Here is a 25,987-nt window from a genome sequence, read left to right as displayed (position 1 = left end):
TAAGGATAGAGGTGTAATGTTGAAAATTACTGCAGCAGTACCCACATACAACTCAGAACATTTTATATCCCGCTGCCTGGATAGTCTTGTTCAACAAACCATGCCGAATGATGAATACGAAATTATTTGTATAGATGATTGTTCTCAAGATGGCACGGTTTCGATACTAAAAAAATACGGTGAACAGTATCCTAATATAAAGGTTATTGAGAGAGAAAAAAACTCGGGTGGACCGGGAGAACCAAGAAATCAGGCAATTCGTGCGGCCAGCGGTGAATATATATTTTTTATCGATTCTGATGATTATCTCGGAATTGAAACCTTTGAAAGAATGTATCAGTTTGCAAAGGTTCATGATTCGGACATCGTGCTTGGGAAAATGGTTGGTGTAAACGGCAGACCAGTGCCGCAAGCAATTTTTAAGGAATCGAAAGCTGAAGCTGATCTGATAAAATCACCGCTTGTCTACTCAATTGGCCCGACGAAGCTTTTTAAAGTTTCACTGCTCAGAAAATATGACATAATGTTTCCCTCTAATATACAGGCAACAGAGGATCAGGTTTTTGTCATGAAAGCTTATTTAAAAGCAGACAAGATTTCTGTTCTTGGCGATTATGATTATTACTATGCTGTACAGCATGACGGCGAGCATATGACATTTGCATATGTTGCACCTCAAGACTATTACGGTGCTATGAAAGTCATCATTGATATGATTCATGAGAGCCGTCTTTCTCGTACCGATAAAATGAAATTTATGGCGAAGTTTTTAAATCGCCATTTTGACTTTTCCAGAACTACGGACTTTACCATAACAATTGAGGATGAACAGGAACAGCTAGAGTGGATGACGGAGCTGCATCATTTTGTTGAGCGAAATATTCCGCGGGAAATTGATAAGCTTGTTCATTCGCATACACGTTTAAAATTATATTTTGTACGTAATAATGACCTAAAGGGTTTAAAGCAATTCGAATCTGATAAAGAGAATATGATTCAATTTACGGCTGTTAAAAACGGGCATATCATCGCAAACTATCCTAGTATAGTGCCGTATCACTTATCTGAGGATGAACTTGTCATTGATGACAGAAACAAGATCAGTCATTACGTGAGCAAATTTCAAATCAAGAACAATTCTTTTTCAATAAAAGGATCAGTTACTCATACAGCTTTAAAACCAGAGTATCAATCTCTGCAAAAATTATCAGGTATTTGGGTTCATCGTGAAAGAAAAATTGAAAAAATCATATCTCCGGTGTATTCAAAGGATGGCGAGTTTGAATTCCTCACGAAGTTTACTGATTTAGCTGTCAATGAAGGGGATATTGGCGTATGGGATTTCTTTATCGAGTCGGATATTGATGGGTACAAAAAACGTGCCAGAATCGGCAACAGCAGAGAAAAGTACCCCTATTCTAAACATGCTAAATATATTGGAAATAACGGAAAATATGCATACAGCGCAAGGCCGTACTTTACAAAGACATTTGATAATTTGTCAGTAGAGATAAAAAAACAAGAGATGCTGAAAGTCGAATTTCGAAATCATGATTCTGACCAGTATTTAACATTCATTTTCCCTGGGAGCCAGTTGTTTTTCCCAAAGCAATCTTTATTGTTGCTTGAATGTAATAAACAAGAGTTCTTAATTCCTATAAAAAAACAAATAAGTTCGGCTGAGGGGACGGTTATACAAGTTGACCGAAACTTAGTTGAACAAAAATTTGTCCCATCTTATTTACAAAGCACAGATATCGTTTTATCAATAAATTCATACCAAACTGTACTGGTTCCTAAAAAGGATGTCAGCGTGTATTTTTGCAGTAAAAATATTGAAAAAAAACTATGGTGTTTTAAAATAAGAAAGAAAGTAGATCTATTTATACAATCAGACCAATCCAAATTCTATCTAACAGCCCGTTAAACAAAGAAACCAGGTGACAATTATGAAAAAACTAAAAGTCATGACCGTCTTCGGAACCAGGCCGGAAGCGATAAAGATGGCGCCGCTCGTGCTTGAATTAAAAAAATACCCTGAAATAGAGTCCTATGTAACGGTGACTGCCCAGCACAGACAAATGCTGGATCAGGTGCTTGAAGCGTTTCGGATTAAGCCTGATTTCGATTTGAACATTATGAAGGAGCGGCAGACGCTGGCAGAAATTACGTCAAATGCACTTGTGAAATTGGACGAGCTGTTTAAAGACTTCAAGCCTGATATTGTGCTTGTCCACGGTGATACGACGACGACATTTGCCGGAAGCCTTGCCGCGTTTTATCATCAAATTGCTGTCGGGCATGTGGAGGCCGGTCTTCGCACAGGCAATAAATATTCTCCGTTTCCGGAAGAGCTCAACCGCCAAATGACCGGTGCTATTGCTGATTTGCATTTTGCACCGACAGGACAGGCAAGAGACAACTTGTTAAAAGAAAACAAAAAGGCCGATTCTATTTTTGTAACGGGCAATACAGCGATTGACGCGCTTCGCACAACAGTTAGGGAAGGTTATTCACACCCTGTCCTTGACCAGGTTGGTGAGGATAAGATGATTTTGCTGACCGCTCATCGCCGTGAAAACTTAGGTGAGCCGATGGAAAACATGTTTAAGGCCATCCGCAGAATTGTAGAGGAATATAATGATGTACAGGTTGTTTACCCTGTGCACCTTAACCCTGTTGTCCGGGAAGCGGCTCAAAAGCATTTTGGCGACTCTGACAGAGTGCATCTGATTGAGCCTTTAGAAGTGATTGACTTCCATAACTTTGCGGCAAAATCCCATTTCATTTTGACTGATTCCGGCGGAGTGCAGGAAGAAGCGCCATCGCTCGGGAAACCGGTTCTTGTGCTTCGTGATACGACGGAGCGCCCTGAAGGAGTGGAAGCAGGGACGCTTAAACTTGCGGGGACAAATGAGGAGAACATTTATCAGCTTGCAAAAGAGCTCTTAACTGACGCCGATGAGTATCAGAAAATGTCCTATGCTTCAAATCCGTATGGTGATGGACAGGCCTCCCGCCGGATTGTAGAGGAATTGCTGTTTCACTACGGATATCGGAATGAACATCCGGACTCTTTTACGGGTAAATAAAAAAGAAGCTTTGCACATAGGTGCGAAGCTTCTTTTTGTTTTAGCTTTCTAAGCTTTCTTTCAGTTCATTTGTGATGTCAGCTAGCTCGCTCTCATCTGCTTTATAGTAATAGACGTCATTGATTCTTGTGCCTTCGCCTTTCAGTTCGTGCTGCTTGATATGTTTTCGGGCGCCTTTGTAATCGGACTGGATATCCCACATATTATCAAACGTCAAATTGGTTTTCACATTATTTTCAACGACCTTAAACATATCTCCAAACTTTGTAACGGAAGAAATATTTGCCCCTTTGTTAATGATTCCTTCGATCACTTGGCGCTGACGGTCCTGACGTCCGAAATCTCCTCTTGGATCTTCTTTTCTCATTCGTGTATACGCCAATGCTTCTTTTCCGTTCAGTGTGATTTCTCCTTTGCCGAATGAATAACCGTCATAGCTGAACGCAAATGTGCTGTTAACTGTGATGCCGCCGAGTGTATCAACCACGTCTCTAAAGCTTTCCATGTTGACTTTTACAAAATAATCGACCGGAACATCGAGGAAGTTCTCAACCGTGTCAACTGTCATTTGTGTGCCGCCATATGCGTACGAATGGTTGATTTTATCCATCGTGCCTTTTCCGATAATTTTTGTATACGTATCACGGGGAATACTGACCATATCTGTGGTGTTCGTTTTTGGGTTAACGGTCATATAAATGAGTGTATCGGCGCGTCCTTTATCGCCGGAACGTTCATCCACCCCCATAATTAAAACAGAAAACGGGTCTTTTTTATTGATATTAACCTCTGTATCCCTCTTTTTGGATTTATCAATACTTTCATGAATACTTGCCACGGTTGAAGCGGCTTTATGCCATAAGTAGTATGCATAACCGCCTGTACAGAGGACGAACACTGCCAGTATGGTTAAAATGACAAGTAAAACCTTTCTCTTTTTCTTTCTTTTTTCAACTCTCATAAATAATGTCCTCACTTTTTTGTAATCTAGTTCGATTATAAGTTTCTTAATATTTGAAAACAACTAAAATTTGTCTGGTTCTTTACAATAGACGACGGCTTGTAACAAATGTTTCGGTAATTTAAGAAAATCCGCAAAAAATTTTCGTTGTTTTGAAAGAAATCTTAAAATAAGCTTAAAATTGTCGATAAAAAGAGGAGAGGTGATATAGGAATGAAAAAAATCGCTATTTTAATGTTCTCAATGCTGCTTCTTTTATCTGCCTGTGGCACAGCTGAGAACAAAACAGGTTCAGAGACAAATTCAGAAAGCCAGGATTCGGCTGCTGAAGAGACTGTAACGAAGGAAGGCACGTTTGCCGGTTTAGCAGACAGCCATACGATTGCAGTCACTATTGATGGTAAAGAAACTTCGATTCAGGTTGGTTCAGACCTTCAGGACAAAATGAACAGCATTTCAGAAGGACAAAAAGTTGTTGTCAAATATACTAAAGGAACAAATGGCGTCCTAGAGCTTAAAGATTTAGAGACGAAGTAATTTAACTTCTTAGGGGGTTTACATGTTTTGAAAAAAATGAAGCTTTTGCTTCTATCGTCAGTCACTGCAGCGGCTTTTGCATGTCCGGCATTTATGCAGTCTGCAAAAGCCGCTGATAAAACCATTTCGGTAAAGCTGAGTAATTATGTAGGCAGTAAGTCAAGTCTGGATGTGGATATAACAGGCGGTTATGAGATCTCTGGTTCAAGAATTGCAGATACAGAGCGGTATGGGGGAGCTACTCGTTTTGATGTTGCCAATAATGTTGCTTCAGCGGGCTGGACAAACCCTACAACTGTAGTCATTGTGAACCGAGATGCCTTTGCGGATGCGCTCTCAGCAACACCGCTGGCTAAAAAATACGATGCTCCGATTCTGTTAACAGATGCGAATTCTTTAACACCTAAAACAGAAAGCGAAATTGCGAAATTAAACCCTGATAATATCCTCATTATTGGCGGGACAATAAGCGTTTCTAAAAATGTAGAAAACACATTGAAAAAATATGGTTCTATTGATCGGATTGGCGGGGCTACCCGTTATGAGGTTTCTAAAAACATCGCCGACCGCATGGGGAATTACAGTCAAGCTGTAGTGGCAACCGGCATGGTCTTTACAGACGCCCTGTCAATTGCGCCATATGCTGCAATGAACGGTTATCCGATATTACTTGCGGGAGACAATAACATCCGCAGCGATTATAAAATTCCGAGCAAGGTTACAATCGTCGGCGGTCCGTTGAGTGTCAGCACTGGCGTGGAAACCACATTAAAAAAACAAGCGACTGTGAAACGGATTGGCGGGGTTTCCCGTTATCAAGTATCTGCCAATATCGTAAAAGAATTAAATATGAAAGCAACAAAGGTTTTCTTGTCGAACGGCCAAACCTTTGCGGATGCATTGACGGGGTCTGTGCTTGCAGCAAAGCAGGGAAGTCCTTTATTGCTTGTTGAATCCGGCAGCCTGCCGTCACCAGTCGCTGATGTAGTGGCGGAAAAAGGGACACAGTCATTTGCTCTGCTTGGAGGAAGCATCTCCATCAGTGATTCGCTGAAAAATAACCTGGCTGATACCTTTGCGGGGACAGGGTATTCAGTTAAATTGTCCGGCGGGAACCTAGTACTCTATAAAAACAGCACTGCCATTAAAACTTTAGGTACTTCTTTTACCGCAAAGCCTAAAAAATACGCAACAACAAATTCTATTAGCTTGAATGGAACGCCGTATCTCGGAAACATGAAATTTACGATTGAGTCCGGTAAGTACGTTCGCCCGATCAACGTGGATATCCCTTTTGAGGATTATTTAAAGGGTGTTGTTCCGCACGAAATGCCGGCAAGCTGGCAGAAAGAGGCGCTAAAGGCTCAAGCTGTCGCAGCGAGAACCTATTCCATCAGCTCGGCCGGAAAAGAAGTGAAGGATACTACTGCTTTTCAGGTATACGGCGGCTATGACTGGAATTCGAAGACTTCTGAAGTGGTAGAATCCACAAGAGGAAAAGTCTTGAAATACAATGGGAATTTGATTTCAGCTACGTATTCATCAAGTAACGGCGGATATACAGAAGCGAGTAGCGAGGTCTGGAGCAGCCAGCTTCCTTATTTAATCGCCAAAAAAGATACGTACGACCCGCAAATCAGCTGGTCCCTGTCATTAAACAAAACCCAGCTGGATAAAAGCAGTCTGAATCTAAAAAGCCCGGGATCGTGGTGGAACTCTAAAAATGAAACAAACTCTGCCTATTTAAGCGGTTTGAAAAGCTGGTTTATTAAAAATAAATACAGCAATGCCGAGTCTATCAAAATCACGAAAATTTCCAGTGTGAAATTCAGCACGGCAAAAACAGCCGGCCAGCGTCCGGAAACAGCAGATGTAACATTTTCATATTTCGCAAAAGAGAAATCAAATGGTTACATCCTTTCGAATGGAAGTTTGAGTGAAAAAACAGCGACAATTTCTGTACCGACGACACAGCTTAGAACAATGCTTGGCGCTTCAAATATGAAGAGTACATATGCGTCTGTCTCAAGCAATACAAGTGCTTTTATCATTAGCGGTAAAGGTTACGGACACGGTATAGGCATGAGTCAGTACGGGGCCAATGCCAGAGCTGCTGCCGGGCAATCATATACAACGATTTTAAGTTTTTACTATCCGGGAACGACTCTATCAAGCTATTAAAAGATTGATAGAAGTTCAGGGAGGCGCTGCTGCCTCCTTCGTTCGTTATTTGATGTATGAATCATTATCAATCTTTGGAGGGACTATCTTTGCGGATCTTTCTTAAAAGCATACCAATCCTGATATTGGGAGTCGTGTTGTTTGTACCAAGTGCTTTTGCGGCCAATTCTGTCACAAGATTGGATGGAGCAAGCAGATATGAAGTTGCTGTGAATGTTTCAAAACAAGGCTGGAGCAGCGCGGGCACAGTTGTTGTGGCGAACGGAACAGCCTATGCCGATGTATTAACTGCAGCTCCTCTGGCTTATAAATACAATGCTCCTATTCTATTAACTGAATCATCTAAACTGACTGCGCCGACTAAAAACAGAATCAGCCAGCTCAAACCGAGCAAGGTCATCGTAATTGGCGGAACGATCAGTGTTTCCAACAATGTTGTAAGTGAAATGAAAAACCTGGGTGTTTCCACAGTGGAACGTATTGGCGGAAGAAGCCGCTATGAGGTTGCCCAAAATATCTCTAAGAAATTGTCTTCAAATTCTAAAGCAGTCATCGCAAATGGAACGGCATATGCTGACAGTCTGGCAATCGGTTCTTATGCTGCACGCAATGGAATTCCGATTTTGTTAACAACGGCAAGCTCAATTCCGACACCGACAAAAAATGCGATGAGCAGTAAAGGAACGTCATCGACTATAGTGGTCGGTGGTGAAATCAGTGTCTCAAAAAGTGTTTACAGCCAGCTTCCTTCTCCAACAAGAATCGGCGGAAACAGCCGTTTCGAGGTCGCTGCAAACATAGCGAAAAAGTATTATTCTTCATCAAAAGCCGCTTTTGTCAGCAATGGCTATACATATGCCGATGCTTTAGCGGGTTCTGTCCTGGCGGCCAAGCAAAATCGTCCGATGTTATTTACGGATGCCGGTTCACTGCCGACTGCTACAAGAGCAGCCATCGGGTCAAATAGCAAGAATACGTTCACTGTACTTGGGGGAACCATTTCAGTTACAACAAATGTTGTCAACCAGCTTAAAAATGTAATGGTAGGTAAAAAGGTATTTGTAGATGCTGGACACGGAGGATACGACAGCGGAGCGGTCGGGAACGGATTAAAGGAGAAAGACGTTAACCTTGCCGTTGCAAAGCTCGTAAACAGCAAACTTTCTAAAGGCGGAGCTATACCGATTATGGCCAGATCAACGGACGTATTCTTAGAGCTTTCTGAACGTGTTGCAAAAGCCAAAAGCAACAATGCTAACCTGTTTGTAAGTATTCACTCCAATTCAGCGAGCCCGGCTGCTACTGGAACAGAAACATACTATTATACAAAGTATGAGTCAGACAACAGTAAACGCCTTGCGACAGAAATACAAAACCGGCTCTATAAAGCGCTGAATACTCAAAACCGCGGCGTGAAAATCGGAAACTTCCATGTGATCAGAGAGTCGACGATGCCAAGCAGTTTAGTGGAGCTGGCATTCATATCAAATGCAAATGACGCTAGTAAGTTAAAGAGTGCTTTATACCAAGAAAAAGCAGCGCAAGCGATATATGAGGGAATTATCGGCTATTACTAGAAAGATAAGTACTTACTTGGATACGGCTTGTCGGCAAACCTATCAGGAATTGCTGGCAAGCTTTTTTATACGGTAAAATGAATTTGAAATGAGCCTACCTTGTAAAAGTTTAACATAATTTAAACTTAGGTATATTTTTTTTGATATTTGTTTTTGCTATAATGAAATGAATCAAAATATTTATTCTGACCCAGTAGGGTAGTGAGGTAATCGATGAAAATAAGCATTGCTATACCTGTATATAATTCTGAAGATCTTATTTCTGAATGTCTTGACAGCTTAGTTAATCAAACAATGCCTAAAGAGGATTATGAGATTATATGTGTCGATGATAAATCTACGGATTCGTCTTTAGACATATTGAATCAATATAAACAGAAATATGAAAACATTGTTGTTGTTGAAAGAACGGAAAACTCAGGCGGACCAGGTGCTCCGCGGAATGACGCAATAAAAATTGCCAAAGGTGAGTACATTTTATTTGTTGATTCCGATGATTATTTAGGCAGTGAAGCATTGTTGAGATGGTATAATTTTTCAAAAGAGAATCAATCTGATATTACTTTAGGAAAATTAAAAGGGATAAACGGAAGAGGAGTACCGAAATCGATGTTTAAGGAAACAAATCCGGATGTTGATTTGGTTGATTCCAAAATCGTGTTTACCCTTGGACCTCAAAAACTATTTAAAGCTTCACTTTTAAAAGAGAATCACTTAACGTTTCCTACTCACATAAAAGCAGCAGAGGATCAAGTCTTCACGATGAATGCTTATCTGAAAGCAAAGAAGATATCTGTTTCAGCTGACTATGATTATTACTATCTGGTCAAAAGAGACGGCGAACATATGAGTGTTGCTTATGTTCCTCCAGAAAATTTTTATGGAGCAATGGAAGATATTATCTCTGCAATCAAAGCAAGTGATTTGGAAGAAGAGAGAAAAATTAAGCTGATGGCAGTATTTTTAAATAGGCATTTCGATTTCTCTCGGACAAAAAATGTCACGATCAAAATGAAAAATGAGAAAGAAAGAGCAGAATGGTTTCAATATCTCTCATCATTTATTCATGCAGTCCCTGAAGAGGCTGATCAGTTTGTATTACCGCATATCAAATTACGGCTTCTGTTTATTCGGAATAATGATTTACAAGGATTAACCCAGTATGAGCGTGAGGAACAAGACATCAAAAAGTTCTGTACGGTGCATGAAGGTAATCTTATTGCACGTTACCCTAGCTTAGAGCGTTATCAAGTTTCTGAAGAGCTATTAAAAGTAAATTATAAAAACAAACTTGAACATTATCTGAAGAATATTGAATTTAGTGACCGTATGCTCAGCATTCAAGGAACAATTAAACACAAATTGTTGGATGATGAAACGAACAAAAACCAATCTCTTACTGGCGTATTTGTTCATCGCAATACTAAGGCGGAGAAGTATATTTCGCCAGTTTCATTTGATAATTCAACATTTGCATTTGAATGTCTGTTTGATGAGATTGCATCTGCTGAAGAAGATTTAGGAGTTTGGGATTTCTTCATTGAATCATCAGTAGACAGCTACAAACTTAGAGCAAGAGTAGGGAATAATCGAGCTTCTTACAAATATTCAACAAAAGCTATGTATCTGGGTCATAATGCTTTGTTTGTCTATAGCGCCAGACCATATTTTACAATGAATTATGATAATCTTTCGATTGATATAAAGAAACATGCCTATACAGAAGCTGAACTTTCTTATGAAGCAGAAACAAAAGATTTATCATTTATTTTTAGCGGTAAACAAATCTGTCTGCCAAATCATTCGAAAATTATTGTAAATACCGGCCAGTCTGAAATCTCATTGCCGATAAAACGTGTTGATTTAGAGCCTGATAGCACTAAATTAACGATAAATATTCAGGGTTTGCTTGACCAATTGTCTAATGTTAAAAAAGACCAGCGATTAGTTGAATTTGCGATAAATACATCAAATAATAAAATCAGTGCAAAAGAGGATAATCAAGCGATTATCCTAGATAAAAAGAACGCGGAACAAAGCTTTATGTTGTTTTTTAGAAAAACGGTTGAGGTTCAATACAAGCTGACAACCTCTAAATCAAAATTTTACTTTCAATATTAAAATGCTTCTATTGAAGAGACAAATCGATGTAAAACGGTTTGTCTCTTTTTTTATACAAAATGCTTAGTTTTTAAAAAAAGTGTCAAAAACAATAAAAAGTTAACAAAGAAATGTCAGAAAAAATAACAAATTCACACTTCTTAACAATCCATTTACAACCAATTAACATCCGTCTGCTAAACTGACTGGCATAGGTCATCATAACATCCCAAACAAATCGTGAGGTGTGTGTCAGTGGGTGCAGAAAAAAGCATGAATGTGAGTCGCGAATTCTCAGTGCAGCAAGCATCATTTGCATTATCAGAAAAAACGGCTCGTTATTTGGCAGTAAAGCGCGTGATGGATATTTGGTTTGCGCTGATTGGATTGGTAGTTGCGCTGCCAATGATTGCGGTATTTTCAATATTGATTTGTTTGGAGACGCCGGGGCCTGCCATCTATACGCAGGAGCGTGTAGGAAAAGGCGGGAAACCTTTTAAGCTTTATAAGCTTCGTTCCATGAAAATAGATGCCGAGAAGTCTGGGGCAGTTTGGGCGCAGAAGCAGGATCCGCGGGTGACACGAATTGGAGCATTTATCAGAAGAACGCGAATTGACGAGCTTCCTCAGCTGTTTAATGTGCTGAAAGGCGATATGAGCATGATTGGACCTCGCCCGGAACGTCCAGTGTTTACGGAAAAGTTCCAGAATGAGATTCCGGGGTTTACACAGCGTCTGGCTGTCAAACCGGGATTGAGCGGCTGGGCGCAGGTGAACGGCGGTTACGACATGACGCCGAAGGAAAAGCTTATATTTGATTTATATTACATTCGCAATCTGACTTTCATGTTGGAATTAAAAATTATGTTAAAAACTTGTAAAGTAGTCTTGACAGGTGATGGTGCAAGATAAACATCTGCATTCGCCATCAAACTGAGCTTAAAAAGAAGTAGGGAATATGATGCCAAGTATTACAAAACAAATCATGAGCGGCGCAAAGTGGACAAGTGTTTCAACAATCTGTATTACAATCATTCAAATCGTTCAGTTTGCCTTGCTTGGAAATATGATGACCTTAACGGAATTTGGACTCGTCGGCATGATCACAACGGTTACAATATTCGCCCAGATTGTGCTTGATATGGGATTTGGCGCCGCGTTAATTCAAAGAGATGACGCCACGGAGCGCCAGCTGTCAACATTGTATTGGCTGAACATTATGACCGGCATTTTGCTGTTTGTGCTTTTATATGTGTGCAGTCCCGTCATTGCGGGATTTTATCAAAGAGAAGAGCTTGTGTTTCTCATCAGGATTTTGGGGATTATGTTTTTGGTAGCTCCGATCGGACAGCAGTACCAGTATATGCTGCAGAAGGAGCTGCAATTTAATACGTTAAGCAAAATAGAGATTTTTTCAAATGTATTGTCCTTCGGATATTTAGCGATAGCGGTTTTTATGACGGATGCGATTTTGGCGTACGTGGTTTCTCAGGTGCTGCTGCAGTCCAGTAAAGGGATTCTATTCTGGGCTGTATACCAAAAAAAATGGCGCCCATCCTTTGTTTTTGATCTAAGGGGAATGAAGGAGTTCTTCTCCTTTGGAGCCTTTCAGCTTTCATCCCGTCTTGTGAACAGGCTGGGAGCGAACATCGATATGATCTTAATCGGCCGGTTTATCGGTGCCGAAGCGCTGGGCATTTATAATCTTGCCTACCAGATTGTCACCATTCCGGTTTTGAAAATTAATCCGATTGTGACGCGGGTCGCGTTTCCCATTTTCGCCAAAAACAAATACGAAAACAGCGTGATCAGAGAAGGCTTTCTGAATATGACAAAAATGCTTGCGCTTGTATCGTTCCCGCTGTTAATCGGGCTCGTATCCGTATCAGACGCCTTTATCGCAGCTGTTTTCGGAGAAAAATGGCTTGCTGCTGTCCCTGTTCTGAATGTTCTTGCCATCGTCGGGATACTCAGGGTGCTGATGAATCCGAATGGTTCTGTGCTTCTTGCTAAAGGAAGAGCGGATTTGGCTTTTTATTGGGACTCCGGCGTCATGCTGCTGTATGGTTTGTCGCTGTTTGCAGCTGTTCAGACGGGCAATCTTCTGACTGTCGCTTGGGTATATGCCGTCATCAGCGTTTTCAATTTTCTAATCGGTCGCTGGCTGCTGGCATATGTCATTAAGCTCAATCTTTCAGCTTATTTTAAAGCCGTTATGAAGCCGTTTCTGATCACAGCGGGTATGGCCGTTATCGCGTTCGGCGCGAGTTTAGGAACAGAACGCTTCAGCTTGCAGGCGGAAATGAGGCTGGCAATTTCAGTGGCGGCCGGGGCGCTCTGCTATCTCTTTCTTTTGGGTAAAGCGTACCCTCAGATGAAAAGCAAACTACTAAGAAAAGGACGTTTGTCATGAAGATTTTGTGGATCACAAGCGTATATCCAAGCAGTCTGAAACCCGGCGAGGGTGTGTTTCATGAAACACAGGTGCAAGAGTTGCTGAAGCTCGGGCTGGATATCACCGTGATATGCCCAAGACCTTTTCACCCTGCGCCTGTCCGTATGCTGAAAAAGGCATACCGAAAAAAGGATGCCAGACCAGAATATGAGATACGGAAAGGAATCCCGGTTTACCGGCCTTTCTATCCCGCTGTTCCCGGCCAGCTGAAATGGGCTCAGCCACACCGGCGCATTGGGGCAGCTGTTTTAAAAACCATTAAACAGCATGATTTGAACCCTGATCTGATCCATGCGCACTTTGCTATGCCGTCGGGCGGGGCTGCGGCAGTCGTGTCAAAGACAATCGGGATTCCGTATATTTTAACTTTGCATGGCAGTGATGTGAATGTCTATCCTCACTACAGCAAAGGCGCGTTTAAAGCCTTCAAAACTGCGGTTAGTTCCGCATCCGCAGTTCTTGCAGTCAGCGAAAAGCTTCAGGAAGAAACCAAAAAACTTTCCGGCTTTGACAGTACGGTTTTACCGATCGGCATACAGCTCAGCCGTTTTCAGGAAAATGATCAGACAAAAGAAGAAATCAGAAAAAACCTCGGGCTCCCGCTTGACCATCGCCTTGCTGTCTATGTGGGCAGGCTCGTTAAGGAAAAAGGCATTTTTGAATTGTCAGAAGCCATTGAGATGATGGAGGAAGCGCCTCGAGCTGTTTTTGTGGGAGACGGCCCCGCAAAATCTTTGCTGATGCAAAAGGGACATATTGTAACAGGCCAAGTGCCGAATCACAGGGTGAGAGAGTATTTGCTCGCCGCAGATATGTTTGTACTCCCTTCTTATAGCGAAGGAATGCCGACTGTTGTGATCGAGGCGCTGGCACTGCGGGTTCCTGTCATCTGTACAGATGTCGGTGGAGTGGCTTCATTATTCGGAAAGCACCGGCATTTGCTGATTGAACCGAAATCAGCTCAAGCCTTAGCAAACACGATCTCTTTATACGCACAAGATCAAATATGGCAGCCGGAAGTGGCAGATGAATTATATCAAATCATTCACACTCAATATGACGCCGGGAAAAATGCCAGGGCGCTGTATGATCAGTATCAGATGGTTCTGAAAACACCTGTTTAATCGTAAGTAACTGCGACCAATATAAATAGGAAGATGAATTTACAGGAGAGGGATGAGGGCTGTGAAAAAAATTGCTGTCATTGGAACAGGATATGTAGGACTCGTATCAGGCACCTGCTTTGCGGAAATCGGAAATAAAGTGATTTGCTGTGATATCAACGAATCAAAAATCAGAAGTCTGAAAAACGGAGTAATCCCAATCTATGAACCAGGGCTTGCAGATTTAGTTGAAAAAAATGTGTTAGAACAGCGCCTGTCTTTTACTAACGATATTCCGTCTGCCATTCGGGCTTCAGACATTATTTATATTGCAGTCGGGACCCCGATGTCTAAAACAGGCGAAGCTGATTTAACGTATGTCAAAGCGGCTGCGAAAACGATCGGTGAACATCTCACCGGCTACAAAATCATTGTCAATAAAAGCACAGTCCCAGTCGGTACTGGAAAACTGGTTCAATCTATCATTCAAAAAGCTTCGAAGGGAAGATGCTCCTTTGATGTTGTATCCAACCCTGAATTTCTTCGGGAGGGCTCAGCGATTCATGACACGATGAATATGGAGCGTGCCGTCATTGGGTCAACCAGTCATAAAGCCGCTTCCATCATAGAGGAACTGCATCAGCCTTTTCATGCTCCTGTTATTAAAACGAATTTAGAAAGTGCAGAGATGATTAAATATGCTGCAAATGCATTTTTGGCTACAAAGATTTCGTTTATTAACGATATCGCGAACATTTGCGAGCGAGTCGGCGCGGACGTCTCAAAAGTTGCTGACGGCGTCGGGCTCGACAGCCGGATCGGCAGAAAGTTCTTGAAAGCGGGTATTGGGTTTGGAGGCTCCTGCTTTCCTAAGGATACAACCGCACTGCTTCAAATTGCCAAAACGGCCGGATATCCATTTAAGCTCATAGAAGCCGTCATTGAGACAAATGAAAAGCAGCGCGTTCACATTGTAGATAAGCTCTTAACTGTGATGGGAAGCATAAAAGGGAGAACCATTTCCGTGCTCGGATTGGCCTTCAAACCGAATACAAACGATGTGAGGTCCGCTCCAGCTCTCGATATCATTCCAATGCTGCAGCAGCTGGGCGCACAAGTGAAAGCATATGATCCGATTGCCATTCCGGAGGCATCAGCAGTCCTTGGCGATCAGACCGAGTATTACACTGATGTGTATGCTGCGATGGAGGGAACCGACGCGTGCCTTATTTTGACTGATTGGCCGGAAGTAAAAGAAATGGAGCTTGTAAAAGCAAAAATGCTTTTAAAACAGCCAATCATCATCGATGGCAGAAATATATTTTCACTTGAAGAAATGCAGGCTGCGGGATACATTTATCACTCCATCGGCCGTCCTGCGGTTCGGGGAACAGAACCTTCCGACCGCTACTTTCCGGCTTTGCCAATGGAAGAACTGGCTAAGGATTTGGGGAGTGTCAATTTATAAAAAGAAAAAGGGTTACTTGTTTGAAGTGCCGGCTGCTTAGGCTCGGCCGCCGGCTCCTGAAACATCAGGAAAGGGGTTAAGCATGTGAGTATCAAACGTTCAGCGGTTCATACGCTTGCGTTACTGGCCGCTGTCATATTGGGGATCGTCCTATTGCTGGGAGCCATCCGCACAGATACAGGTCTTACGCAGATGGCTGCCGTTCTCGCTGTATTGGCTATCGGCCTGTTTGCGCTGACGCTTGCAGCATCATTTACAACAAAAGAACAGCTGTTTATGGCCGTCATCTATATTTTGATTGCCTGCACTTTTTTAAATAATGCTTTTTTCGCGATTCATCTTGGATTCTTTAGTTTGTTTCTTTATCGGCTTTTGCTCATCGCCGCCGGCTGCCTCCATCTTGTGGGGGTACTGCGGAGCCGAACACATATTGAAAAGTGGAACGGGCTGCAAGTAAAAGGGATTTTGCTCTTTTTCGCCTTTTGGTTTTTATATGGCCTTGTTTCCTTGCTATGGGCCAAATCAGTTACAGACGGTCTGAAATATTTAGCCCTGCTGGCGATGGGGATATTTTTTATTTATCTTATTGTGATGTATGTGCAAAAAATGGAACGTCTGATGATTATTTATTCCATCTGGCTGGTGATGACGGTATTTCTGATGATCATCGGTTTTTACAATCATATCACGCATCATCATCTCCCGAGTTCGACTTTGTACAGCGGACCGGAATATAAGCAGCATTATCCGACCTCAGTCTTTTTTAATCAAAATGATTTTGCGACATTTTTGTCGATCAGTTTCTTTTTTTACATCGCAATGGTGAAAAACATAAAGAACGGTTACTTAAAGGGAATTGGCCTTGTGCTCTCGCTTGGTACATTGTATTTAATCTTTGCGACTGGTTCCAGAGCCAGCCTGCTGGGCGTTTTTGCGGGAATAGCCGTCTACATTTTTATTGTCTTGCCGCCTGTTCTGAAAAAAATCGCTATTTGGCTGTCGGCAGCAGGAATTGCGGTCTTTGCGGCTCTTTTTGCCAGCCGGATTTTCGCAGTGTTTTGGAAGCTGTTCCTGGCTCCTCAGACGTCTCATTCATTCCAAGAGACGCTTCCGTCCAATGTGGCCAGAGCCAATCTGTTAAAAAACGCATGGCACTTCTTCCTTGACTCATACGGATTCGGAGTGGGCGCAGGCAATGTGTCTTATTATCTTGAGCATCATGCTTTATATGATACTGACAATGTGACAGAGGTGCACAATTGGCTGGTAGAGATTCTGGCAAACTTCGGCTTGCTTATCATGCTCGGCTATCTGGCCATTTATTTATACCTGATATGGGTGCTTTACAAGTTTTATGAAAGAAAAATGGAAAATCAGTCAAGACTGATCACAGAAGGGCTCATCACAGCTATGGTCAGTTTTCTGGTATCCAGCATCAGCCCAAGCTCTGTCTCAAATTTATTTTTCCATTGGGTATTTCTGGCGCTCGTCATCGCCGCGGTGAATGTCTTAAGGCGATCCAGGCAGCAGCTTGAGCCCATATACCGGTAAACAGACTACAAAAAAGCAGGGAGACTTATATGAAGGATATAGTGATAAGATTAGCCCGGCGCATAAAGAAAAATATCATCTGGATTATATTAGTGCCGCTTATTTTAGGTGCGGCGGGATATATACTGCCGTCCCAAATCGCGGATAAAAAGAGTTACACAGCTGAGGTTACTTTAGCTGTAGGGAGCTATGATCATCCGGTTTATAACAGTACAGAAGAGATTCCGCTCCTGCTGAGGAGTGATGCTTTTTTGAAGGAGGCGCTTCCTGACGAAAAAGATGAAGATCTTGCGGAGATCAAAGAGAAGCTCACCGTGAAATCGGAGTCTAAGTCTTTACTGTCTTTGAGCTATGCCGACCAGGATCAGGAAAGAACCGAATCGGTGTTAAACGCTGTTTCCTCCACCTTTCTCAAAAACGACCAAAAGCTGTTTGAGGAAAGAGAAGCCGTCATCCGCCGCAGCATAGACGCGCTGGAAGGTGAAACGGTGAGCGAGGATTCCAAGGTGGATAAAGAAAGATTTTTGTATGAGCTGAAAAACACACAGCTTAATCTGAAAGCGGCCAGTGCTGTTGATTCTGAAACCGTAAGTGAGGCATCAGGCGGAGGAATGTCCCCGAAAAAGAAAGCGGTTCTGGGCGTTCTGATCGGCATAACGATTGCCTTTATGTTCGTTGTCATTCCTGAATTTTTCAGAGAGTCCTTTTAAAATCATACGATGGAGATGTGATCATGACCAACTGGAAACCTCTCGTATCTGTCATTACACCTTCTTATAATGCGCGTGACTATATTGAAGACACGATTCATTCAGTGTTAGATCAGAGCCACCCTCATTGGGAAATGATTATCGTGGATGATTGCTCAACGGACGGCACACGCGACATTTTAAAGCAGTATGAGAAGATAGATGAAAGAATTCATGTGATCTTTCTGGAAGAGAACAGCGGAGCCGCGATAGCAAGAAATAAAGCGCTGGAACATGCTCAAGGACGCTATGTGGCATTTTTGGACAGTGATGACAAATGGAAAAAAGACAAACTGAAAAGGCAGCTTGATTTTATGATGGAGCGGTCCTGCGCGTTTTCCTTTACAGGCTACAGTTTAATGTCGCAGGACGGGGTGCCGATGGATAAATTCATTCATGCTCCCGAAAGCCTGACATATGATGATGCTCTTAAAAATACCATTATCGGCTGTCTAACGGTGATGATTGACAGGGAACAGACGGGACAGATCCAAATGCCGAATATTAGAACGAGGCAAGACTTGGCAACATGGCTGTCTCTTTTAAAAAAGGGTTTTACAGCATACGGAATGAATGAGTGTTTAGCTGAATACCGGCTTGTCAATAATTCGATTTCAAGCAACAAATGGAAGGCTGCAAAAAAAACATGGTTTGTCTACAGAGAGATCGAACGGCTCCATTTAATGAAAGCGACATGGTGTTTTGTTCAATATGCGAAAAACGCGGTGAAAAAAAGACTATAACCGCAAACAGAGAGAAAAGGTGATGAAGGTGGAAACAAAAGCAATGATTCACGTCATCGTGGCTACTGCTGAATGGGGAAAAGATCAATTGAGGTACAGACGGCATCGATTGGCTGAATTTTTAGCTGCTCAGGAAGAAACAAAGGAAGTCATCTGGGTCTGCCCGGCTCCGCGCACCCAAAGGATGGAATTTCAGCAAGTTCACTCCGGCATCCGGCAGTTTGCCGTAAAGGACTTGCTGCAAAAGAAAATGTTTCGCTTCGGACGGTATACCGATGTGTTTTATAAGCATAAGCTCTCACCTTTATTAGAAGAGCTGAAATCCGCTTCAGCCAGAGGTGAACGCTGCTGCTTATGGTACACGTTTCCCGGATTCCCGCTGCTGTCTTCCCTGTATCCTTGGGATCAGGTGATTTATGATTGCAGTGACTTGTGGGCGGCGCCGATCAGCGGACGTTCCAATATGCTTTCCGAGTTCAGGCGGAAAGTCATCAAAACAGCGGAGCTGCGAATTATCGAGCGTGCCGATTCCATTACTTGTTCATCAGAGTACCTGCACAATGAAGTTGACAAAAAGCTGACAGCGGGACAAGAAAAGGTTCATACCGTTGAAAACGGTGTTGAATATGACCTGTTTTCAGAACATAAAGCGGTTCCCGATCGAAGCATCTTGCAGGGAAGAGAGGGGGCTGTACTGGGATTTATCGGCGGGATTAAACCAAAGCTGGATTTTAAATTGATTGAAGAAGCGGCTCTGAGAAAACCCGATTGGACATTTTTATGGGTCGGCCCGGACGCCACCAATGGTGACACAGCGTTTCAAGAGCTTCTGAAGCTTTCCAATGTGATATGGACGGGGCCGGCAGATCCGAAAGAAGTTCCGCACTTTATGGAACTGATTGATGTCGGTATTATGCCTTATAAAAAGTCATCCTATAACCAAGCGGTTTTCCCGCTTAAGCTATTTGAATTTTTAGCAGCAGGAAAGCCGGTCGTCGGCTCTAACCTTCCGTCAACTTCTAAAATGCAAAAGCCGTATATTTACGAATATATGGAAGGCAATGACCATAATGATTTTATAACTGCGTGCGAGAAAGTGCTTGAAAAAGACGGAGACGAGACATACAAAGAGATGCGGCGAAACATTGCCCGCACACAAGATTGGAATGTTTTATTCAAACAAATCATGAAATATACAGGTATTCAAAAACATGCGTAGTCCTTTAATTGGGATGCGCGTTTTTTGATTATACGTGTTTCTTTTTGATGAAGCTTGTTATAATAACTAAGGAGAAGGTATAATGGAAGGAACGGTTCTCTATATAAATAAAGACTTCATATAATTCCAAAGGAGACTTCTTTATGCTTGACGAACGCATGATTCGCATTGTTGTTGCGTTTATTGTCTCGCTGCTAACGGTTTTAATCATAACCCCAATCGTAAAAAGGATTGCGATTAAAATAGGTGCAGTTGATCAGCCCGGCAATCGAAAAGTACATGATAAAATCATGCCCCGAATGGGCGGGCTGGCCATATTTATCGGGGTGGTTACAGGTGTGCTTGTATCCGGTATATACACAGAAACAAGAATGACGGCTATCACAGTCGGGGCATTTATCATTATTGTGTTGGGAATTCTTGACGATAAATATCAATTAAGCGCAAAAGTTAAATTTATCATTCAATTAGCCGTAGCTATTATGATTGTAAGCACAGGCTTAAAAATGGACTTTTTCTCAGTACCTTTTTTAGCTGAGCGATTTGAATTGGGCTGGATGGCATATCCGCTGACTGTATTATGGATTGTCGGCATCACAAACGCGATGAACCTGATTGATGGATTGGACGGCCTTGCGGCAGGTCTTTCTGTTATCGGCCTGTCCACGATTGCAGTTATGGCGCTATCTGGCGGAAAAGTACTCATTCTGTCACTTTCATTAGTTGTTATCGCAAGTACGCTCGGATTTTTGTTCTACAATTTTCATCCGGCAAAAATCTTTATGGGGGATACGGGATCACTGTTTTTAGGGTATGTCATTTCCATTCTCTCATTGTTAGGGCTGTATAAAAGCGTAACATTGTTCAGTATTGTCATTCCGATTATTATATTAGGCGTGCCGATTTTTGACACAACATTTGCAATCATAAGACGGATACTAAACAAACAGCCGATTTCAGCGCCCGATAAATCACATATTCACCATAGGCTGATGGCCTTTGGCCTTTCACATCGGATGTCGGTCATTGTCATCTATCTGATTGGATTTATTTTCAGCATCAGTGCAATCGTGCTGAAAAGCGCTACAATTTGGCTTTCCCTGTTTATTATCTTTATCTTAATTATATTTATGCAAATAATAGCAGAAGTTACGGGACTCGTGAATGAACGTTTTAAGCCATTTACAAAATTCTATAAACGTCTTGTGAAAAGAAATTAAAAATACCGGTTCTACTATGAGCCGGTGTTTTTTCTGCGCAAAAAAGCCCGATCCGTTAAAGGACCGGGCTTTTTTTCAATATGATGAGTCAGTTGTTGAATTTGTTGTGCCGTTTGAGCTTGTGCTGCTGTCATTTGTGTAGCCGCTTCCGCTCGTAGTGCCGTCTGTTGCAGTGCTTCCGTCAGTGCTTGAACTGCCAGTGCTGTCTGATGTTGAGCCATCGGTACTGGAGCTGTCAGTGCTTGAACTGCTCGTATCAGGAACATAATCTAGATGTTCTTGAAGCGTTTTTCTGACGTTTTCCAGATTCGCAGCATCCGGTTCAAAATAATACGTGTTGTTAGGCCCTAAATACAAATCAGAACCAGTAATTGACAGCGTGTCAATTTTCTTGCTGGTAAAGCCGCTGTAAATTTGCTGTAAGGCTAAACCTTCAGTAATGCGAATATTGGTTTCTACGTTTTCACTGGCTGTTTCTGCGATTTTATCAATTTTTGCAATATTGCTTGCGCTGGACATCCGATCGATCAACGCGTTTAAAATTTGTTTCTGTCTGTCATTACGGCCGAAATCTCCGCGTTTATCCTGCTTTCTCATGCGGGCATACGCCAAGGCTTTTTCACCATTTAAATGCATCTCGCCTTTTTTGAAATAAATACGTTTGCTTTCGTCCACATCGCTTTTTTCATCAAAGTCGAAAGGTACATCTACATCAATACCGCCAACTTCATTAATAACATCTTTAAATCCGTCAAAATCGACTGTTACATATTTATCGATTGGGATTTGCAAGAAGTTTTCAACAGTTTCAACAGTCTCATCTTTTCCGCCTTTGCTGTAAGCGGAATTGATTTTTGTTTTGCTGCCGGTTGTGTCACTTGCTAATTGCACACGTGTATCGCGCGGAATGCTCAGCATTTTCATGGTTTTATTTTTTGGATCAAGGGTAACTACAATAAGAGAGTCAGATCTCCCTTTTTGTCCTTTTGTCGCGTAATCTTCGATTCCCATAAATAAAATAGAAAATGGTTTTTTCTTCATATCTACAACTTCACTGCGAAGATTTGATTTATCTCCGCGGGAAAGCGCATCGTATGAATCATCCGCAGCGTTAATGGTTTTATATAGTTTATATCCTCCGAGACCTACAACTACCAATAATGCAAGGACGAACAACAACATAATCCTTTTTAAAATTTTTCTGCGTTTGCTCTTTTTCTTTTTGCGCACACGCACTCTAACGCGTTCAGCCATTATTCAGTCTCCTTTATGTGATTGACGGCTTTTTCAAGATACGTCAACTCTCCCTCTGTAATATCACTTTTTCCATTTGTTAACTCTGTCATCCACTCAGAAAACGATTGTGTTTCTTTTTCTTCTACATATGCTTCGAATTCTACGTTTTCTGCATAATGAATTTCTTTTAATAGAAAAGGTGATTCCCTTAATTCATTTTCAATCTTGCCAAGCCAAGTATAATCTGCGGAAGTATGCATAACCCTCATAAGCTTCCGTTCTACAACACCTATATGGTTTAATCCTTCAGACACTGACTTCCCATAAGCGCGGATTAAACCGCCTGCTCCCAGCTTTATGCCGCCGAAGTAACGCGTAACAACAGCACAAGTATCCTTAAGTCCGCGTTTTTTTAGCACCTCGAGCATAGGTACTCCTGCGGTGCCGCTCGGTTCTCCGTCATCATTGGCTTTTTGGATATGATCGTTTTCGCCAATTACGTAAGCTGAGCAATTATGAGTTGCATTCCAGTGCTGTTTCTTTATTTTCTGTATAAATTCCTGTGCTTCTTGTTCGGTAGAAACACGGCTTAAATGACAGATAAAACGCGATTTTTCTATAACAATCTCGTGTTCTCCTGCTTCTTTCACAGTAAAATAGCTGTGCAGCATGCTTGCTGACCCCCTGCTAAGCATAAAAGACCGCCTATACAAATTCGTACAGTCTTTAGAATTTTTGTGCGTATTTTGTTATCATAAAGAGTAAGAAGGTACATAAAATTGTTTTTTTCTAGAATATACGCATTCTTTCATTATAATTCGACACAATTTGCAGATCAATTACATTTATAATAAAAATATATGACAACACCGTGACGGAGGGAAATTATGAATAAAACAAAGATGGATTCCAAAGTTCTGGACTCTATTTTGATGAAGATGCTGAAAACCGTTGACGGGAGCAAGGATGAGGTTTTTCAAATCGGAGAGCAGTCACGCCAGCAGTATGAACAGCTGGTCGAAGAACTGAAACAAATTAAACAGCAGGTTTATGAAGTCATCGAGCTTGGTGATAAACTTGAAGTGCAAACCCGCCATGCGCGAAACCGTTTATCCGAGGTCAGCCGCAATTTTCATAGATTCAGTGAAGAAGAAATCCGCAATGCTTATGAAAAAGCCCATAAGCTGCAAGTAGAACTGACAATGATCCAGCAGCGTGAAAAGCAATTGCGCGAACGCCGGGACGATTTGGAACGCAGACTGTTAGGCCTTCAGGAAATCATCGAACGCTCAGAATCACTAGTGAGCCAGATTACGGTCGTGCTGAACTATCTGAATCAGGATCTTCGGGAGGTTGGGCTGCTTCTTGCCGATGCACAGGCAAAACAGGATTTTGGCTTGAGAATTATTGAAGCGCAGGAAGAAGAGAGAAAAAGAGTCTCGAGAGAAATTCACGACGGTCCTGCACAAATGCTGGCAAATGTTATGATGAGATCGGAATTAATTGAACGGATTTTCCGAGACCGAGGCGCTGAAGACGGATTCCAGGAAATCAAAAATCTCCGCCAAAATGTGCGGAATGCTCTTTACGAAGTGAGACGGATTATATATGATTTAAGACCGATGGCCCTTGATGACCTAGGCCTGATTCCAACTTTGCGGAAATATCTATATACAACCGAAGAATATAACGGTAAGGTGAAAATACATTTTCAGTGCATCGGCGATACGGAGGACAAACGACTCGCGCCTCAGTTTGAAGTTGCGCTCTTCAGACTCGCACAGGAAGCTGTATCCAATGCGTTAAAGCATTCTGGATCTGAAGAAATTACAGTCAAAGTTGAGATTACAAAGGATTTTGTGATTTTAATGATAAAAGATAACGGCAAAGGATTTGACCTGAAGGAAGCGAAAGAGAAGAAAAACAAATCATTCGGCTTGCTTGGAATGAAAGAAAGAGTAGATTTATTGGAAGGAACCATGACAATAGATTCAAAAATAGGTCTTGGGACATTTATCATGATTAAGGTTCCGTTATCTCTTTGACTATGATTTGTAAAATAGAGCCAAAAGGCATATTGACCGAATACCAGAGTATATAGAACAATAATACAAGGAGGCGTGGCTTGTGACTAAAGTAAACATTGTTATTATCGACGACCATCAGTTATTTCGTGAAGGTGTTAAGCGGATATTGGATTTTGAACCTACCTTTGAAGTGGTAGCGGAAGGAGACGACGGAGATGAAGCGGCTCGTATCGTTGAGCACTATCATCCTGATGTCGTGATCATGGATATCAATATGCCGAACGTAAATGGCGTGGAAGCTACAAAGCAGCTTGTAGAGCTGTATCCTGAATCTAAAGTAATTATTCTATCAATTCACGATGACGAGAATTATGTAACACATGCCCTGAAAACAGGTGCAAGAGGTTATCTGCTGAAAGAGATGGATGCTGATACACTAATTGAAGCGGTTAAAGTAGTTGCCGAGGGCGGTTCTTACCTTCACCCGAAGGTTACTCACAACCTCGTAAACGAATTCCGACGTCTTGCAACAAGCGGAGTTTCTGCTCATCCTCAGCATGAGGTCTATCCAGAGATTCGCAGACCATTACATATTTTAACAAGACGGGAATGTGAAGTGCTGCAAATGCTTGCAGACGGAAAAAGCAACCGCGGCATCGGTGAATCATTGTTTATCAGTGAAAAAACTGTTAAAAACCATGTCAGCAATATCTTACAAAAAATGAATGTAAACGACCGGACGCAAGCCGTGGTGGTCGCCATTAAAAATGGTTGGGTAGAAATGAGATAGCATGAAATTGGACTTGCCTTTTTGAGGCAGGTCTTTTTTTAGGCTTCTGTTTCCCTTACAATAGAGTCATAAAGTGATAAGGCAGGTAACGAAGCTATGAATATTGCAGTAGTAACAGATAGTACGGCATATATTCCAAAAGAAATGCGTGAACAAAATCATATACACATGATTCCTCTCCAGGTTGTTTTTGGGGATGAAACATATCATGAAGAAACAGAAATGGACTGGAGAAGCTTTTACCAAGAAGTGAAAAAGCATACAGAGCTTCCATCCACTTCTCAGCCTGCGATCGGCGAGCTGGTTGCTTTGTATGAAGAGCTCGGCAAGTCATATGATGCGGTGATCAGTATTCATCTTTCTAGCGGAATTAGCGGAACGTTCAGCAGTGCAGCTGTAGCGAATACAATGGTCGATAATATTGAAGTATACCCGTTTGACTCAGAGATCAGCTGTCTGGCTCAAGGTTTTTATGCTCTGAAAGCAGCTGAATTGATCAGAAATGGAGCGTCATCGCCGGAAGATATTATAAAAGAACTGGAAGAAATGAAAAAAACCGTTCGGGCATATTTTATGGTGGATGATTTAACACATCTTCAGCGAGGCGGACGATTAAGCAGTGCTCAAGCCTTTATTGGGAGTCTTCTCAAGGTAAAGCCTATTCTTCATTTTGACAATAAGGTAATTGTGCCTTTTGAGAAGATCCGTACACGCAAAAAAGCGATTTCGCGGATTTACGAGCTTTTAGATGAAGACGCGAGTAAGGGCATGCCGATGAAAGCTGCCGTTATTCACGCTAATCGAGAAGAAGAAGCATCGAGTATTATTGAAGAGCTCTCTGCAAAATATCCGCATGTTGAATTTTATAACAGCTACTTTGGTGCGGTTATAGGCACTCATCTTGGTGAAGGTGCAATAGGAATCTGCTGGTGTTTTAAATAAATGATGAAATCTCCGTTTTAGAAGCGGAGATTTTTT

At 41.9% G+C, this 25,987-nt stretch carries 21 protein-coding genes; 18 read left to right on the top strand and 3 right to left on the bottom strand.

Annotation, left to right across the window (positions count from 1 at the left end; all coding sequences use genetic code 11):
• Positions 1 to 16: 16 nt before the first annotated feature.
• Positions 17 to 1,927, top strand: coding sequence for a glycosyltransferase (locus NSS75_RS19150; RefSeq protein ID WP_339234475.1), 1,911 nt, complete (start codon positions 17 to 19; stop codon positions 1,925 to 1,927).
• A 22-nt stretch (positions 1,928 to 1,949) separates the two neighbouring features.
• Entirely contained in the window at positions 1,950 to 3,092 is a 1,143-nt protein-coding gene (wecB, locus tag NSS75_RS19145; RefSeq protein ID WP_326323965.1) for a UDP-N-acetylglucosamine 2-epimerase (non-hydrolyzing), read from the top strand.
• A gap of 40 nt (positions 3,093 to 3,132) precedes the next feature.
• On the opposite strand, the gene NSS75_RS19140 is transcribed toward wecB, so the two are convergent.
• A complete protein-coding gene (locus NSS75_RS19140) occupies positions 3,133 to 4,053 on the bottom strand; it encodes a LytR family transcriptional regulator (protein ID WP_059353638.1) in 921 nt (306 codons plus the stop codon).
• Between the two features lie 213 nt (positions 4,054 to 4,266).
• Between NSS75_RS19140 and NSS75_RS19135 the strand changes: the two genes are divergently transcribed.
• The 13 genes from NSS75_RS19135 to NSS75_RS19075 all read left to right on the top strand — a co-directional run bounded on the left by NSS75_RS19135 (position 4,267) and on the right by NSS75_RS19075 (position 20,956).
• Positions 4,267 to 4,590: a hypothetical protein gene (locus NSS75_RS19135; RefSeq protein WP_105954028.1), complete on the top strand. Its 324-nt coding sequence runs from the start codon at positions 4,267 to 4,269 to the stop codon at positions 4,588 to 4,590.
• A 27-nt stretch (positions 4,591 to 4,617) separates the two neighbouring features.
• Entirely contained in the window at positions 4,618 to 6,771 is a 2,154-nt protein-coding gene (locus NSS75_RS19130) for a SpoIID/LytB domain-containing protein (protein WP_106019643.1), read from the top strand.
• Between the two features lie 89 nt (positions 6,772 to 6,860).
• Positions 6,861 to 8,348, top strand: a complete 1,488-nt coding sequence (locus NSS75_RS19125; RefSeq protein WP_326323967.1) for an N-acetylmuramoyl-L-alanine amidase — start codon at positions 6,861 to 6,863, stop codon at positions 8,346 to 8,348.
• 213 nt (positions 8,349 to 8,561) lie between these two features.
• Positions 8,562 to 10,469 carry a glycosyltransferase family 2 protein gene (locus NSS75_RS19120; protein ID WP_284559819.1) on the top strand — a complete coding sequence of 636 codons (1,908 nt, stop codon included), beginning with the start codon at positions 8,562 to 8,564 and terminating at the stop codon, positions 10,467 to 10,469.
• 234 nt (positions 10,470 to 10,703) lie between these two features.
• Positions 10,704 to 11,360 carry a sugar transferase gene (locus NSS75_RS19115; protein WP_024123040.1) on the top strand — a complete coding sequence of 219 codons (657 nt, stop codon included), beginning with the start codon at positions 10,704 to 10,706 and terminating at the stop codon, positions 11,358 to 11,360.
• 49 nt (positions 11,361 to 11,409) lie between these two features.
• The gene (locus tag NSS75_RS19110; protein WP_095712899.1) at positions 11,410 to 12,861 is read left to right on the top strand and encodes an MOP flippase family protein; all 1,452 of its coding nucleotides are present in this window, start codon (positions 11,410 to 11,412) and stop codon (positions 12,859 to 12,861) included.
• Complete coding sequence (locus tag NSS75_RS19105; RefSeq protein ID WP_339234464.1) at positions 12,858 to 14,027, top strand: glycosyltransferase family 4 protein; 1,170 nt, start codon at positions 12,858 to 12,860, stop codon at positions 14,025 to 14,027. The genes NSS75_RS19110 and NSS75_RS19105 overlap by 4 nt, the downstream gene beginning before the upstream one ends.
• 61 nt (positions 14,028 to 14,088) lie before the next feature.
• Complete coding sequence (tuaD, locus tag NSS75_RS19100) at positions 14,089 to 15,474, top strand: UDP-glucose 6-dehydrogenase TuaD (protein ID WP_095712900.1); 1,386 nt, start codon at positions 14,089 to 14,091, stop codon at positions 15,472 to 15,474.
• 84 nt (positions 15,475 to 15,558) lie between these two features.
• Positions 15,559 to 17,025, top strand: a complete 1,467-nt coding sequence (locus NSS75_RS19095; RefSeq protein WP_216393915.1) for an O-antigen ligase family protein — start codon at positions 15,559 to 15,561, stop codon at positions 17,023 to 17,025.
• A 29-nt stretch (positions 17,026 to 17,054) separates the two neighbouring features.
• Positions 17,055 to 17,735 carry a Wzz/FepE/Etk N-terminal domain-containing protein gene (locus tag NSS75_RS19090; RefSeq protein WP_101859863.1) on the top strand — a complete coding sequence of 227 codons (681 nt, stop codon included), beginning with the start codon at positions 17,055 to 17,057 and terminating at the stop codon, positions 17,733 to 17,735.
• 23 nt (positions 17,736 to 17,758) lie between these two features.
• Positions 17,759 to 18,517, top strand: a complete 759-nt coding sequence (locus NSS75_RS19085; protein WP_024123034.1) for a glycosyltransferase family 2 protein — start codon at positions 17,759 to 17,761, stop codon at positions 18,515 to 18,517.
• Positions 18,518 to 18,545: 28 nt separating this feature from the next.
• Complete coding sequence (locus NSS75_RS19080) at positions 18,546 to 19,736, top strand: glycosyltransferase family 1 protein (protein WP_101860058.1); 1,191 nt, start codon at positions 18,546 to 18,548, stop codon at positions 19,734 to 19,736.
• 143 nt (positions 19,737 to 19,879) lie between these two features.
• A complete protein-coding gene (locus NSS75_RS19075; protein ID WP_010332075.1) occupies positions 19,880 to 20,956 on the top strand; it encodes an MraY family glycosyltransferase in 1,077 nt (358 codons plus the stop codon).
• A gap of 75 nt (positions 20,957 to 21,031) precedes the next feature.
• Here the strand turns inward: NSS75_RS19075 and NSS75_RS19070 are convergent, their stop codons facing one another.
• Both NSS75_RS19070 and NSS75_RS19065 read right to left on the bottom strand, forming a co-directional pair.
• Positions 21,032 to 22,210, bottom strand: coding sequence for an LCP family protein (locus tag NSS75_RS19070; protein ID WP_024123032.1), 1,179 nt, complete (start codon positions 22,208 to 22,210; stop codon positions 21,032 to 21,034).
• Positions 22,210 to 22,863, bottom strand: coding sequence for a YigZ family protein (locus NSS75_RS19065; RefSeq protein WP_044159478.1), 654 nt, complete (start codon positions 22,861 to 22,863; stop codon positions 22,210 to 22,212). Before NSS75_RS19065 ends, NSS75_RS19070 begins: the two co-directional genes overlap by 1 nt.
• A 216-nt stretch (positions 22,864 to 23,079) precedes the next feature.
• On the opposite strand from NSS75_RS19065, the gene degS reads away from it, so the two are divergent.
• The 3 genes from degS (at position 23,080) to NSS75_RS19050 (ending at position 25,951) form a co-directional block, all read left to right on the top strand.
• Positions 23,080 to 24,237, top strand: coding sequence for a two-component sensor histidine kinase DegS (gene degS / locus NSS75_RS19060; protein ID WP_024123030.1), 1,158 nt, complete (start codon positions 23,080 to 23,082; stop codon positions 24,235 to 24,237).
• Positions 24,238 to 24,319: 82 nt separating this feature from the next.
• A complete protein-coding gene (degU, locus tag NSS75_RS19055; RefSeq protein WP_003219701.1) occupies positions 24,320 to 25,009 on the top strand; it encodes a two-component system response regulator DegU in 690 nt (229 codons plus the stop codon).
• 96 nt (positions 25,010 to 25,105) lie between these two features.
• Positions 25,106 to 25,951, top strand: coding sequence for a DegV family protein (locus NSS75_RS19050; protein ID WP_268497415.1), 846 nt, complete (start codon positions 25,106 to 25,108; stop codon positions 25,949 to 25,951).
• Positions 25,952 to 25,987: the final 36 nt, after the last annotated feature.

It is taken from the genome of Bacillus sp. FSL K6-1012 (assembly GCF_037964915.1).
GTDB lineage: Bacteria > Bacillota > Bacilli > Bacillales > Bacillaceae > Bacillus > Bacillus halotolerans.
Note: the sequence above shows the minus strand (reverse complement) of the source record. Positions and strands in the feature narration are given on the sequence as shown.